The sequence below is a fragment of the Streptosporangium becharense genome (assembly GCF_014204985.1).
GTDB lineage: Bacteria > Actinomycetota > Actinomycetes > Streptosporangiales > Streptosporangiaceae > Streptosporangium > Streptosporangium becharense.
In genome coordinates, this window is sequence record NZ_JACHMP010000001.1 from 2,174,454 (window position 1) to 2,187,886 (window position 13,433).

Annotated in this window: 14 protein-coding genes; 6 read left to right on the top strand and 8 right to left on the bottom strand. The window is 73.4% G+C overall.

Annotation, left to right across the window (positions count from 1 at the left end):
* Nucleotides 1-22 precede the first annotated feature (22 nt).
* Both F4562_RS09365 and F4562_RS09370 read right to left on the bottom strand, forming a co-directional pair.
* Nucleotides 23-589: a hypothetical protein gene (locus F4562_RS09365; protein ID WP_184542648.1), complete on the bottom strand. Its 567-nt coding sequence runs from the start codon at nt 587-589 to the stop codon at nt 23-25.
* 346 nt (nt 590-935) lie between these two features.
* Nucleotides 936-1,394 (bottom strand): hypothetical protein, encoded by a 459-nt coding sequence (locus F4562_RS09370; protein ID WP_246473392.1) that lies wholly within the window; start codon nt 1,392-1,394, stop codon nt 936-938.
* A 233-nt stretch (nt 1,395-1,627) separates the two neighbouring features.
* Between F4562_RS09370 and F4562_RS09375 the strand changes: the two genes are divergently transcribed.
* The 4 genes from F4562_RS09375 to F4562_RS09390 are packed head-to-tail and all read left to right on the top strand — an operon-like array spanning nt 1,628 to nt 6,821.
* Entirely contained in the window at nt 1,628-2,695 is a 1,068-nt protein-coding gene (locus F4562_RS09375; protein WP_184542650.1) for an LLM class flavin-dependent oxidoreductase, read from the top strand.
* Complete coding sequence (locus F4562_RS09380; protein WP_246473393.1) at nt 2,692-3,801, top strand: hypothetical protein; 1,110 nt, start codon at nt 2,692-2,694, stop codon at nt 3,799-3,801. Before F4562_RS09375 ends, F4562_RS09380 begins: the two co-directional genes overlap by 4 nt.
* 20 nt (nt 3,802-3,821) lie before the next feature.
* A complete protein-coding gene (locus tag F4562_RS09385; RefSeq protein ID WP_184542652.1) occupies nt 3,822-5,423 on the top strand; it encodes an AMP-binding protein in 1,602 nt (533 codons plus the stop codon).
* Between the two features lie 45 nt (nt 5,424-5,468).
* Entirely contained in the window at nt 5,469-6,821 is a 1,353-nt protein-coding gene (locus F4562_RS09390) for an FAD-dependent oxidoreductase (RefSeq protein WP_184542653.1), read from the top strand.
* Nucleotides 6,822-7,064: 243 nt separating this feature from the next.
* Here the strand turns inward: F4562_RS09390 and F4562_RS09395 are convergent, their stop codons facing one another.
* On the bottom strand, nt 7,065-7,601 hold the full coding sequence (locus tag F4562_RS09395) for a hypothetical protein (protein WP_184542655.1): 537 nt from the start codon (nt 7,599-7,601) through the stop codon (nt 7,065-7,067).
* Nucleotides 7,602-7,664: 63 nt separating this feature from the next.
* Here F4562_RS09395 and F4562_RS09400 point away from each other — a divergent pair, with 63 nt between their 5' ends.
* Nucleotides 7,665-7,847 carry a hypothetical protein gene (locus F4562_RS09400; RefSeq protein WP_184542657.1) on the top strand — a complete coding sequence of 61 codons (183 nt, stop codon included), beginning with the start codon at nt 7,665-7,667 and terminating at the stop codon, nt 7,845-7,847.
* 6 nt (nt 7,848-7,853) lie between these two features.
* Here F4562_RS09400 and F4562_RS09405 read toward each other — a convergent pair whose 3' ends face one another.
* The 5 genes from F4562_RS09405 to F4562_RS09425 form a co-directional block, all read right to left on the bottom strand.
* Nucleotides 7,854-8,528: a copper homeostasis protein CutC gene (locus tag F4562_RS09405; protein ID WP_184542659.1), complete on the bottom strand. Its 675-nt coding sequence runs from the start codon at nt 8,526-8,528 to the stop codon at nt 7,854-7,856.
* Nucleotides 8,529-8,571: 43 nt separating this feature from the next.
* Entirely contained in the window at nt 8,572-9,183 is a 612-nt protein-coding gene (locus F4562_RS09410; RefSeq protein WP_184542661.1) for a GNAT family N-acetyltransferase, read from the bottom strand.
* A gap of 227 nt (nt 9,184-9,410) precedes the next feature.
* Nucleotides 9,411-10,160: a GntR family transcriptional regulator gene (locus F4562_RS09415; RefSeq protein ID WP_184542663.1), complete on the bottom strand. Its 750-nt coding sequence runs from the start codon at nt 10,158-10,160 to the stop codon at nt 9,411-9,413.
* 711 nt (nt 10,161-10,871) lie between these two features.
* Nucleotides 10,872-11,276, bottom strand: coding sequence for a Zn-ribbon domain-containing OB-fold protein (locus F4562_RS35740; protein WP_184542665.1), 405 nt, complete (start codon nt 11,274-11,276; stop codon nt 10,872-10,874).
* Between the two features lie 3 nt (nt 11,277-11,279).
* Nucleotides 11,280-12,437 (bottom strand): thiolase C-terminal domain-containing protein, encoded by a 1,158-nt coding sequence (locus F4562_RS09425; protein ID WP_184542667.1) that lies wholly within the window; start codon nt 12,435-12,437, stop codon nt 11,280-11,282.
* Nucleotides 12,438-12,731: 294 nt separating this feature from the next.
* Here F4562_RS09425 and F4562_RS09430 point away from each other — a divergent pair, with 294 nt between their 5' ends.
* Nucleotides 12,732-13,382 (top strand): flavin reductase family protein, encoded by a 651-nt coding sequence (locus F4562_RS09430; RefSeq protein WP_246473394.1) that lies wholly within the window; start codon nt 12,732-12,734, stop codon nt 13,380-13,382.
* The last annotated feature ends 51 nt before the right edge of the window (nt 13,383-13,433 follow it).

Sequence of the window (13,433 nt, forward strand, 5' to 3'; positions counted from 1 at the left end):
CCGATTGTCGGCCATCGGCCCCTCACAGTCCGGCGACGAACACGAAATACGAGGACGCGATGGCCAGGGCGACCAGCGCGGAACAGATGCGGCGGCGTCCGCGGCGGAGCGTGAGGATCGTGCCCAGCCCGAGCACGGACACGGTGAGGGTCCCCCACGGCCAGAATCCGGGCACGTGGTCCGGCCCCCCCGGCAGCGACTTGTCGAGGCCGTCGAGCACGGCGAGCCCGGCCGCCGCGCCGGCCGCGAGGTCGCCCCACAGGTCCTCGCGCTTGGCGAGGTAGGAGAGCACGCCTATCGAGGCGATCGTGAAGATCATCAGGTTCGTCGCGGCGCCGTCGGTGCCGAGGCTGGGGAACCCGGCGCCCACCTCGAAGATCGAGGCGGCCATGAGCGAGATCACCGACCCGAAGGTGGCCAGGGTGCTGGACAGGACCGCCCAGCCGAACCCGGCCGCGGTCCATCCCACGACGATCGCCAGCACGACGTACGCGTACGGGTCGTAGAGGGCGTGCGGCAGGCTCGGCCCGTAGACCAGCAGAGCCCCCAGGACGCCCAGTGCCATCCCCACGAAGAGCGACAGGACCATGTGCCGCAAAATCGCACGGTCCCGGCGGTCTCCCGCCGCGAAGTCGAATGCGTAATTCGGTTCCACCAAAGCCACTGATCCCCCGATCACAATTGCTCGTGGCCATGTGGAGTATATCTGACCTGCGATAATGCCTAAAATGGTGCAAATGTTCTAGAGAAAGCGAGCGCTTGGCCGAACCTCTTCCGGAGAGCGCTTCGGCGAATCCCGCCAGAGATCGACGGAATTTCCCCGGGACCGTCCGCCCCCTCTCCCGCAGGCCCGGCGGGCGGGCCCCAGAGCACCACAGACGGGCCCCGTGACCCCGACGGGCGGGCCCGCGGCCGAGGCCCGGCTCCGGGCGGGGTCAGCCGCCGAGGAGGACCTCCCAGGGGTGGCGGCGGGCGGTCCGGCGGGTGGTGTCGAGAGCCTCGTCGAGGCGGCGCAGCCCCGGCCTGCCCCGGAAACGCTCGCGGCTCACCGGGTCGACCGAGCGCAGGACGAACAGCACGCCCATGACGTCGAGGGTGGCGGTCCCGGCGGTGACGGGACCGGCGGGAACGACCGACGACCCGGGACAGGCGGAGTCGGGCACGTGCGCGGTCAGGACCGCGGCGATCTCCGCCGCCCGGGGCCCGTCGCGCCACCGGATGTGCCAGCTGTGGTCCGTGCCGCGCCGCCAGGTCAGGTCGTGGCAGGACTCCATGAGCTCGGACTCGCCGGCGAGTGCGGCCATCACCCGCCCGAACGCCTCGTAGCGGCGCCCGCAGGACGGCTGGCCGTCGTCCGGCGGACCGAGGCGGCCTGCCCGGTGCGGTCCCCTCATGTCTGGGAGCGTGCCATCCTTCGGGCGCCGCGCACCCGCTTTTCGCCGCTTCTCCGCCCCTGAACTCACGAGAACCAACTGTGAGCCGCCGGACTTGTCCCCGCAAGCCCTGGTTCGGTACCGGCGCGGACGGTCGGCTTGTTGCCGCCCCACCCGGCTGGTAATCTCGCCAAGCGAGCGCTTGGTTAAATAGGAGCCTCTCGGGGACCGGACGGAAGACAGCGGAGGCGTGGATGGCGTCCCTACGGATCAGCCTGGGATACGAGCTGGAGGTCCGCGGCCGATCCCGCGAGGTCGAACAGCGGGCGTTCCGCAACGTGATCGACCAGGTGGTCCTCGGCGACCGGCTGGGCTTCGACACCGCCTGGTTCGTCGAGCACCACTTCACCCGGGGCTTCTCCCACTCCTCCGCCCCCGACCTGGTGCTCGCCGCCCTCTCCCAGCGCACCGAGCGGATCCGCCTCGGCCTGGGCGTGGTGCTGCTGCCCTTCCAGTCGCCCGTCCGCACGGCCGAGCGCGTCGCCACCCTCGACGTCGTCTCGGGCGGCCGGGTGGAGTTCGGCACCGGCCGGGGCGCCTCCCCGCTGGAGTACCAGGCGTTCCGGCGGCCCTTCGAGAGGTCGCGGCAGATCTGGGAGGACTCCCTGGAGGCCACCCTGGCCATCTGGAACGCCGACGGTGAGCCGGTCAGCCGCTCCAACGAGTACTTCGAGATCCCCGGCGTCGCGGTCTACCCCCGGCCGGTCCAGGTGCCGCACCCGCCCGTGTGGGTGGCCTCCACCTCGCTGGAGGGCTACCTCGCCGCCGCCAGGCACGGTCACAACCTGCTCGGCATGACGATGCTCAAGGGCATCGACGACGTCGCCGAGGACATCGCCGGCTACCGGCGGTGCCTGGCCGACAACGGCTTCGACCCGGACAGCCGCCGGGTCGCGCTGATGATCCCGTGGTTCGTCGCACCCAGCCGGGAACAGGCCTTCGAGATCGCCGCCGACCCGGTCCTGTGGTACATCCGGCGCCAGGTCAACCTGGTCACCCCGCCCGGCTACTACGACGCCCGGCACGCCACCCACAAGGTCCTGGGCCAGCTCGCCGCCGGGATGCCTCCCGAGGAGGCCATGGCCGTCCTGCGCGAGCACCACATGGTGGTGATCGACGACGTGGAGGGCTCACGCAAGGCCGCGGCCCGTGTCGCCGAGGCGGGGGCCACGGACCTGATCCTCCAGGCGCAGGTGGGCGGGCTGGCGCACGAGCACGTCTGCGAGTCGATGAGACTGTTCATGACGGGAGTGGCCGGTTGACCCCCTCCCCGCCCTCCCCGGGGCCGGAACGGGGCGGGTGGCCGTCGGCCTGGCTGACCAGGGACGACCTCGCCGGCGCGGGCCGCGCCGCGACCGGCCTGCTGCTGGTCTCCCCCGACTGCGGAAGCGTCGTCCCCGAGGGCGACCCGGCGGAGCCGGTGGCCGCCTGCGCCGCCGCGCTGCGGGCGGCGGGCGTGGACGGGCGCGACCGGGTGGTGGCGGCCCTGTCCGGCGACGGCGAGCTGGCCGGGCCCCGGTGGGCACGGGCCGCGGCCGAGGTGGCCCAGGCGGGCGCCTCGCTCGGCCCGCGGGGCCGGCTCAGGCTCCACCACGCGCTGGAGACGCTGGGGGCGACCACACTGGTGATCACGCCGACCGGCGCCATGGACCTGCTGGCCCGCCTGCACCTGGAGTTCCTGCTCGACCCGCTGGACCTGGGCCTGCGGCACATCGTCCTGACCGGTGAGATCGCCTCGCGGCGGACGATGCCGCACCTGGCGGCGGAGTTCGCGGCGAAGGTGACCGAGGTGTACTCCTCACCGTTCACCGGGGTCCCGCTGGGCTGGCGGTCCGCCGAGTCGGCGCCGCTCACCCTTCTCGCCCCCGGCTCGGTGCGGCTGGCCCCGCTCGGGAAGGACGAGCTGCTCCTCCCGCCGTACGCCGCGGGCCCGGCCGAGATCGTCGTGGCCGGCGCGGAGCCGGGGACGGCGGTGCGGACCGGGCAGGTGGTCCGGACCCCGGGCGGCGACGCGATCCCGGCCCCCGGGCACACCGTCGGCGACCACGTGCTGGTGCGCGGGGTGTGGCTGTCGCTGGCGCGGATCCAGCGAGCGCTGGAGCGGGTGGACGGCGTCTCCGGATGGGAGCTGGGCCTCTCCCGGCGGGGCACTCTCGACGCGGCGACCCTGACGGTGACGTTCAACCGGAGGAGCCTCGTCGGCAACCCCATGTGGAGGTCGCGCATCGAGCAGTCGCTCAGGGCCGTCACCCCGGTGACGATCACCGTGGAGATCTCCGAGCAGGTCTCGGAGACCGGCTTCCCAGGCGTGGTGAACGACGCGCGCGGCCACCACCTGGGCAGGGACCGCACCGCTACCGCCCGCTGACCCCCGAAAGGCGCGACGGCATGGAAGTACCGGACTGGCGGACCGTTCCCCGGATGCTGCGGGACCTGGCCGACGGGCATCCCTGCGACATCGTGGTGACCGAGGGCACCGAGGGTCCGGTACGGCTGAGCCTCGCCGGCCTGCGCTCCCGGGCCGGTGACGTCGCCCGGGGCCTGATCGCGCTGGGCGTGCGGCCAGGCGACCGGGTGGCGGTCTGGGGGCCGAACGACGTCGACTGGGTGGTCGGCGCGTTCGGCGTCTGGGACGCCGGGGCGGTGCTCGTACCGCTGTCGTCCCGGTTCAAGGGCGTCGAGGCCGCCGAGGTGCTCCGCTCGACCGGGACGAGCGTGCTGATCACCGGTCACGGCCACGACGGCGTGGTCCTGGCCGGGCTGCTGGGCGGGGCGGCGGGCGGACCGGCCCCGGGGCGGCCCTTCGCCGGCCTGCCGGACCTGCGGCACGTGATCGTGCCGCAGGGGGTGGACCACCCCGGCGCGTCGCGGCCCGCACAGCTGCTGGCGGCCTCCTCGCGGGTCGGTCGCGCCGAGGCCGAGGAGCGCGCGCTGGCCGTGCGGCCGGACGACCTGTGCGAGATCATCTCGACCTCGGGCACGACCGGGACGCCCAAGGGCGTGATGCTGGAGCACTCGCCCGTCCTGCGCGCGTACTGGGACTGGGCGGAGATCGTCACGCTCGGCCCCGGCGACCGCTACCCGGTGATCGCGCCGTTCGCGCACGGCTTCGGCCTCAACGCCGGCCTGCTGGCCTCGGTGATGCGCCGGGCCACGATGACGCCGGTCCGGGTCTTCGATGCCGAGTCCCTGGCCGGCCTGATCCGCGACCGGGGGGTCACGGTCCTGGCCGGCCCCCCGACGCTGTTCCACCGGCTGCTGGAGGAGGCGGAGCTCGACGGGCACGCGCTGCGCGTGGCGATCTGCGGCGCCGCCTCCGTGCCTCCGGAGCTGGTCCGCAGGCTGACGGATCGGCTCGGACTGGAGCGGGTGATCAACGCGTACGGGCTGATGGAGGGCACGGTCGTCTCCATGACCAGGGCCGGCGACCCCGTCGAGGTGATCGCCTCCAGCGCCGGCCGCCCGGTGCCCGGAATGGAGGTCAGGATCGTCGGCGAGGACGGCCGCGACCTGCCCGCCGGAGAGCGCGGGGAGATCCTGGTCCGCGGGTACGGCGTCATGCGCGGCTACTGGGGCGAGCCCGGCAGGACGGCCGAGGTGATCAGGGACGGCTGGCTGCACACCGGCGACATCGGCACCCTCGGGCCGCGCGGTGACCTGTCGATCGTGGACCGCAAGAAGGAGCTGTTCATCACCGGCGGGTTCAACGTCTCCCCCGCCGAGGTGGAGGGGCTGCTGCTGCGCGAGGGCTCGCTGGCCCAGGTCGCGGTGGTCGGGGTGCCGGACCCGAGGCTGGGCGAGGTCGGCTGGGCGTTCGTGGTGCCGCGGCGGGGCACCGCCGCCGACCCGGACGCGATCATCGCCTGGGCCCGCGCCACCATGTCGAACTACAAGGTGCCCCGGCGGGTGATCGTGGTGGACGCGCTGCCCGTCAACGCCAACGGGAAGATCGACAAACGTGCCCTGCGTGCCCGGACGCCTGCCGGGTAGGGGTCGGCCGGGCGGGGATAGGGGCTGGCCGGGTGGGGCGCCGTGATGAAGAATCACCTTCTTGACAGCCAGCGCCGGGGAGGCGACGTGTCACTGCGAGTCGCGGTTGTGGGGTCGGGGCCTGCCGGGCTGTACACGGCCGAGGCGCTGATGAAGCAGGCCGCCGAGCCCGTCACGGTGGACGTGCTGGAGCGGCTGCCGACCCCGTACGGGCTGGTGCGCTACGGCGTGGCCCCCGACCACACCTCGATCAAGTCGATAGCGGGCTATCTGCGCGGTGTGCTGGAGCTGCCGGCCGTGCGCTTCCTCGGCGGCGTCGAGTTCGGCAGGCACGTCGACGCCGCGGACCTGCTGGCCTGCTACGACGCCGTGGTCTACTGCACCGGCGCGATGGTGGACCGGCGGATGGACATCCCCGGCGAGGACCTGCCGGGCAGCGTCGCCGCCACCGACTTCGTCAACTGGTACTGCGGCCACCCCGACGTGCCCGCCGACCGTTTCGTCCTCGACAGCCCCGAGGTCGCGGTGGTCGGCGTGGGCAACGTGGCGGTCGACGTGGTGCGCGTCCTCGCCAAGACCGCCGACGAGCTGCGCTCCACGGACGTGCCCGAGGAGGTGCTGACCCGGCTGGCGGCCAGCCGGGTCAGGCGCATCCACATGATCGGCCGCCGGGGCCCGGAGCACGCCAAGTTCACCCTGAAGGAGCTGCGCGAGCTGGGCGAGCTGCCCAACGCGGACGTGCGCGTGCGGCCCGAGGAGTGCGCGGCGGACGTCACGGCGGCGTCGCGGCAGGTGCGCGGGAACGTGGAGGTGCTGCGCAGCTGGGCCGCGCGAGGGGTGACGGACCGGCCCCGCCGGGTGGAGATGCGGTTCTGGATGCGGCCGGTGGAGATCCTCGGTGACCGCCGGGTGGAGGCGATCCGGCTCGAACGCACCCGCCTGGTGGACGGCCGGGTCACGGGCACCGGCGAGTTCGAGACCCTGCCGGTCGGCATGGTGCTGCGCTCGGTCGGCTACCGGAGCGTTCCCCTGCCCGGCGTCCCCTTCTCCACCTCGACCATGACGGTGCCGAACGAGGCGGGCCGGGTGCGCGACCGCGAGTACGTGGCGGGCTGGCTGAAACGCGGCCCGACCGGTGTGATCGGCACCAACAAGTCCGACGCCGCCGAGACGGTCCGCACCCTGCTGGCCGACCTCGCCGGTCGTGAACCGGTGCGCCACGCGGACCTGGACGACATCCTCGCCGCGCGGGGCGTCACCCCCGTCACCTACGAGCAGTGGCTGTCCATCGAGGCCGCCGAGGCGGAGCTGGCCGGGTCCCTCGGCCGCGGCGAACGCGTGAAACTGCTCGGCCTGGCCGCCATGCTCACCGCCTGCGACCGGCGTCCGAGCCGCTGACGGCACCCGGCGGGCCGGCGCGGAGCCCCGGCGTCCCGGCGCGGAGTCCCAGCGGGACCGGCGCGGAGTCCCGACGGGCCGGGCGGGGCCGTGCGGACGGGGTCCCGCGAGCGGAGTCCGGGCGGAGGCCCGGCCGCCGGGGCGGTGCGGAGACGAGCCGGCCCCGGCCCGTGAACGGGCCGGGGCCGGAGGCTCGGCGGATCCGGCCGCCGCGTCAGCGGGCGGCGCGGGCCGGAGCCGGTGTCACTCGGTGCCCTGACCGCCCTGCTGGCCGCCGGAGCCCTCGGGCGCCGGAGCCGAGGAGTCCCCCGGCGGGACCGCCTCGCCGTTGTCGCCGCCGTTCCCGTTGTCGCCGCCGTCACCGGCAGCCGTGCAGGAGACCGCGAAACGGGCCTTCTTCGCCACGACGTGGCGCGGCTCCAGGATCTCGAAGGACTGCCAGCCCTTCAGGGTGCCCTTGAAGGTGGCGCGGTCCTTGAGGGTCTTGGTCTTCTTGACCGAGACGACCTTGACCGGGCTCTTGGAGCCGTCGCCCCGGAGCCAGCGGTAGGCCACCTTGGTGGGCCGGTCCACCTTGATCTTCGCGGTGAAGGTCACGTTCACCGGGCACTCACCGGCGTGCTTGGCCGGGGTCGCCTTGACCGTCACGGCCACCTTCGGCCGCGCGGCGGCCGATCCCGCGGCCGACTCGGCGGACGCCGCGGCGGGTGCCGCCTGCACCAGGAGCAGGGCGGCCAGCAGGGACCCCGCCAGCGCGGACAGTCCCTTGAATCCGTTCATGTCACCTCATTAACGATATTCACATTGAGATCACAATTATGGTGGCTGAGACTTGCGGCCGGGTTGGGTTCGACTGAGAACCGCGGCCCGGCGCCGGGACTCATGGAGCGGCGCCGGGACTCATGGAGCGGCGCCGGGACTCCGGTCGGCCGGCAGCCGGCGCACACCGGCTACGTCCCCGCCGACCGGTTCGGCGCCTCGACGGCCGGGGAGTGGCAGGAGGAGCAGGCGCCGGGAGATGTGTGACCCCGCTCAGTCGATCAGGCTGCGCCATACGCGCACCCGGCGGACGTCCACCGGGTCGGACCAGGAGGACCGCACCGCGCTGCCGACGTGGAAGGCGCGCACACCGTACTCCAGCAGCAGCGGGACATGACCGGGACGCAGCCCGCCACCCGCCAGGATGAGCGGGCCGTCGCCGGCCTCACAGCGGGTCTTGAGCACCTTCAGGCCGTCCGGCACCCCGCCGGGCGCTCCGGCGGTGAGCACGGTGGCGAGGTTGGGCAGCAGGCGGACCGCGCGCCAGCCCGCCTGGACGTCGGCCGCGTGGTCGACCGCCCGGTGGAAGGTCCAGGGCAGCGGTGCGACCGCGTGGATGAGCACCTCGGTGGCGGCCAGGTCGACGGCTCCCTCGCGGTCGAGGAAGCCGAACACGAACCCGGCCGCGCCCGCCTCCGCGAGGAGCTTGGCCTCACGTGCCAGGGCCTCCAAGGAGGCGGGCGTGGCCAGGAACGAGGCGTCGCCGCGCAGCATCACCATCTGCGGCAGCGTGCATTTCTCGGATATCACCGCGACCGTCTCCACCGCCGGGGTGAGCCCGTCGGACGCCATGTCCACGACGATCTCCAGGCGGTCGGCGCCGCCCTCTTCGGCCGCGACGGCGTCACGCACGTCGAGCGCGATCACCTCAAGCAAGGATCCGGTCATGAAGTGAGGCTATCCGATGACTTTGTCCTGGGATCGCCGTGGTTCAGACATGCCCGGGGACCGGCACCCCGCGGTGGTCCGCGAAGGGCAGCGGGGCGCCGGACAGGCGGCACCGCGTGCCCCCCGGACGCTGAAAGAGGGCACCCGAGGCGCGGTGCGGCAGGTCGACCGTGCGGACGTGGGCGAACCGCCGGTCGCGGTAGTAGTCCTGCAGCCCCGGGTTGTCCTTGGCGCAGTCGAGCCGGAGCCACCTCCTGCCCCGGGCGAGGACCCGCAGGCCCGCCCAGTCGAGCAGCGCCTCGCCCAGGCCCCGGCCGGCGTGCGCGCGCGCGACGGCCAGCTTGTGGACGTACAGCGCCGAGCCCGGGTCGTCGCCTGCGGCCCAGAACTCGGGGTCGGCGTGACCGTCCAGGGCGATGGTGGCGACCGGGCCGTCCCCGCCGTGCCCGGTCTCCAGCAGGTACAGGACTCCTTCCTCGATCAGCGGGGCGACGCGTCCGGCGGGGAAGCCGGCGGCGGGCCACTGGCGCACGCCGCGGCGGTTCAGCCAGGCGGCGGCCTCGGCGAGGAGCGCGAGCACCCCGTCGAGGTCGGCGCCGGTGGCCTCGCGCAGAGTGAGACGGCCCGTGACGGTGGGACTGGTGGTGGAGTGCATGATTCATCCCTTCGTTGCACTCGGTACACGATTCGACACGGAGAGTGCCCGCACGGTGACGCGCGGTGTCCGTGCCGGGCTAGGCGGATGCCTAGGGGCTCGGGGTGGGGAAAGGGGGGGTGAGCCGGCGCACGGGGACGCGGTCAACCGCCCGGCGGGCACGGCCCGGTGGTCGTCCGCGACGCGGACGCGCCTGAAGCCGGCCCGTCAGGGCGGTCACGGAGACGTCAACGGCTTTCCAGCTCGTATCTGATCAGGTGTTTGTCCGCGGGCAGGACCGACACCGCGACCCGCACGGGGGTGTGGTCCTCGTCGTAGCCGACCCGGAGGTAGACGATGACCGGGGTGCCGAGCTGGAGCTGGAGTCGTTCGGTCTCGGCGCTGTTCGGCATCCGGGCCCAGATGTCGTCGACCACGCGCACCTGACGGTGGCCCAACTCCTCCAGGACCTTGTTGGCACCGCGTTCGATGTCCCCGGGGCGGGCGATCTCGGAGTCGCCCACCAGGGCCAGCGGGAAGTAGGAGTCGTTGGTGTTGTACGGCTGGCCGTCCACGAAGCGCAGGCGGCGGCGGACGACGGCGAGCTCGTCGTCGGCCAGTTCGAGCCTGCTGGCGATCTCCTCGGCCGGCCGTACGATCGACACCTCGATCTCCTGGCTGGGCACTCGCCCCTCCTGGGAGACCGCCCAGGCGAACGCCTCGCGGGTCTCCTCCTGGGGCTGGGGGCGGAGCTCACGCTGGGGGTGCATGAGCAGCGGGCGGCGTTCCCGCACCACCGTGCCCCGGCGGGGGGTGCGGGTCACCAGACCCTCGTTCACCAGCTCGCCGAGGGCGAGGCGTACGGTGTTGCGGCTCACCTGGTGGGCGTGCATGAGCTCCGCCTCGGTCGGCAGCTGATCGCCCGGTGCGAGCGCACCGGAGTAGATGGTTCTCCTGAGGTCGGAGGCCACCAGTTGATACAGCGTTGACCGCGCCATTTAGTCCCCTTTGTGCCAACAAACTAGACGATCTGGTTCTAGTGGGGAACAGCCCCTTGACCCAACCTCCCAAGACCCGCATCATCCAATCGTTGGTACAAATCCAGCGAAAAGTCGGGTGAGGGGTGAGGACCAGTGTTTTCGCTCCATCCGGGTACGCCGTACACGCCCTGGCATGATCCCCGCGAGGCGACGCGTTCACTGCGCTACGCGTTGCACCGCCACGGGTTCACCCACACCTACCAGAGCAACGGGAACGGCATATCCGTGCTCTCGGTGCTGACAGACCTAACCGTTTGGTGTAGAAACGGGTTGTTTGTCTGGAACGAGGGCGGTCATGAGTCCTCTCACCCGGCCGACGACCCGGCGGGGGCCGCCCGCCTCATCGCAGAACATCGGCGGCCCGCTCCGGGCCACGACCCGGCGCAGGCGGCGGATCCCCGGATCCACGCCTCCGCCGTCACAGACTCCGCGCGCGGCTAGCGGCGCAGGACCCCATCCCTCGCCGGGGTCCTCGCCGCAGCCACGCCGGGGCGGAACGCGTCCTGGCGGGTCCCCCACGCCCGCCAGGACGCACCTTCCGCCCGGAAGGCGCACCCGGCGGCGCACGGACTCGCCGGGACGCCTCCGGCGCACGCCGCCCGCGCCGCCGCCCCCCTTTCCGCACCCTCTTCGGAGGACCGCCCCGCGGCGCGGGCCCGCCGGGTTCCCCTACCCGGTGCCGCCGCCGTCGTCCGCCGGGGCCCAGTCGACCAGCGTGACCCCTTCGCCGACGGTGGTGAGGCACGCGCGGACGGGCTCGCCGGCGACCGGCTGCCGCGCGCCGCGCCAGTTGCCGTACATGACGCACTCCGCAGCGTCCGTCAGACGCACCATGACGACCACGTAGGGCTCGGTGGCACCGGGCAGGAAGGGCTGGTGGCTGACGATCCAGCTCTCGACGTGCCCGGCCGGCGCGACCGGCCACCAGCGCCACCCGCGGGTCCGGCAGCGGTGGCAGTACGCGCGGGCGGGGAAGCGCAGCGTGCCGCAGGAGTCGCACCGCTGGACGACGAACTCCCCCGCGGCCGTCCGCTCCCACCACTGCTCGGAGTCCCGGTCGGTGAGCGGACGCACCTCTCACCCCCTCCGCATGATCAGGGCCGAGGTGGCGGGCAGGATGTAGCCGGGCTGGGCGGTGGACAGGGCCACCTCCGCACCGGCCACCTGCCTTTCACCGGCGTCGCCGCGCAGCTGGGAGACCGCCTCGGCGATGTGGTTGACGCCGTGCACGTATCCCTCGGAGAGGAACCCGCCGTGCGTGTTCACCGGCAGCTCGCCCCCGATCTCCAGCGCTCCCGAGGCGGCGTACGGCCCGCCCTCGCCCTTGGCGCAGAAGCCGTAGTCCTCCAGTTGCACGATCACCGAGTAGGTGAAGCAGTCGTAGATCTCGGCCACGTCGATCCCGGCCGGGCCGACGCCCGCCTGCCGGTACAGGCGCGGGGCCAGCTCGGCCGCACCGCTCACCGTGGTGTCCGCCCGCCCGCCGGACAGGAAGGAGACGCCGCCACCCCAGGCCGCCGCGGAGATCAGCACCGGCGGCCGGCGCAGGTCCGCGGCCCGCTCGGCGGTGGTGACGACGAGCGCGCACGCTCCGTCGGTCTCCAGGCAGCAGTCGAGGAGCCGGAACGGCTCGGCGATCCACCGGCTCGCCAGGTAGTCGTCCAGGGTGATCGGGATGCGCATGAGCGCGCGCGGGTTGCGGACCGCGTTGGCCCGCTGGAGCACGGCCAGATGCCCGAAGTGCTCGGGGCGGGTGCCGTACCTCGTCATGTGAGCACGGGCGAGCATCGCGTACTGCTGCGGCGGGGCGACATAGCCGTACGGCGCCTGGTACTGCGCCTCGGGACCGGCGGGTGCCGCCCGGCCGGTCCCGCCCATCCGGAACTCCGAGCGCGCGTTGATCGCCCGGTAGCAGACGACCGTATCGGCCATCCCCGCCGCGACCGCGAGCGCGGCCTGCCCCACGACCGAGTGGGAGACGCTGCCTCCGCCGAACTGGTCGAGGTACCAGGCCGGCTCGCGCAGGCCGAGTGCGGGGCCGACCAGGGAGGGGGCCGCGGAGTCGCCGACCCGGTGGGTGGCGATGCCGTCCACGTCGTCGGCCGTCAACCCGGCGTCCTCCAGGGCGGCCAGCACCGCCTCGCAGGCCAGGGTGAGGGTGCTGACGCCGGAGTTCCTGGAGAAACGGGTGTACCCGACCCCCGCGACGGCCGTACGGTCCCGGAACCCGCGCACCCGCACCCTCCCGCACTCAAGCAAGCGCTTGGCCAGAGGCTAGGCCGGGACCCCGCCGGTGTCAACGGACGTCCCCGAGGACGGACGGTCGGGCGAGGACGGCCGGGTGAGGGCGGCCGGGCGAGGGCGGCCGGGCGGGGCGGGCGTCACCCTCGGAGCACCGGGGCCGCCGGACGGGAAATCCGGCGGGAACCGCGCAATCCAAGCAAGCGCTTGGTAATATAACGCCGGACGGCGTCCGCCGCCGGATCCCCCGAGAGGCCGGGCGGGCCTGATCGAGGAGTGAGCACGACGATGAGCATCCACGCGGCCCCGCCACCGGCCGACTGCCCCCCGCGCACCGTCCCGGCCCGGCGCGGCACCACCGCCAACGGAGTCGCCATGCACAGCGGCCTGTCCCAGGGCTCACCCAACGGATCCGACGACCGCCGCCTCCCCGCGGGCGGGGCGGCCCCCCATGGTGGCGCCACGGACAGCCGCTGGTTCCGGTCCGTACTCGGCCGCTTCGCCACCGGGGTCGTGGCCATCACCGCCATCGACCCCGGCAGCGGCGAGCCGTGCGGCCTGGCGGCCAACTCCTTCACCTCGGTCTCCCTGGAGCCCCCGCTGATCGCCTTCTGCGTGGCCCACACCAGCACGAGCTGGCCGCGGCTGCGCGCCGCCCGGATCCAGACGGTGAACGTGCTCGCAGAGCACCAGCAGCCGGTCTGTGCGGCCCTCGCCGGCCGGGGCGGTGACAAGTTCGCCACGCTCGACTGGACCGGCTCCCCCGCCGGGAACCCGGTGATCGGCGGCACCCTCGCCTGGCTCGACTGCTCCATCGAGGCGGAACACCCGGCGGGCGACCACGTCATCGTCGTCGCCAGGGTGCACGACCTGGGCGTCCACGGCGACGACGGGCCGCTGGTGTTCTTCCAGGGCGGCTACGGCCGCTTCACGGCCTGACCCCCGGGCACCGACCGGCCCCTCGTGACGAGCCCGTCGGCACTCCGGCCG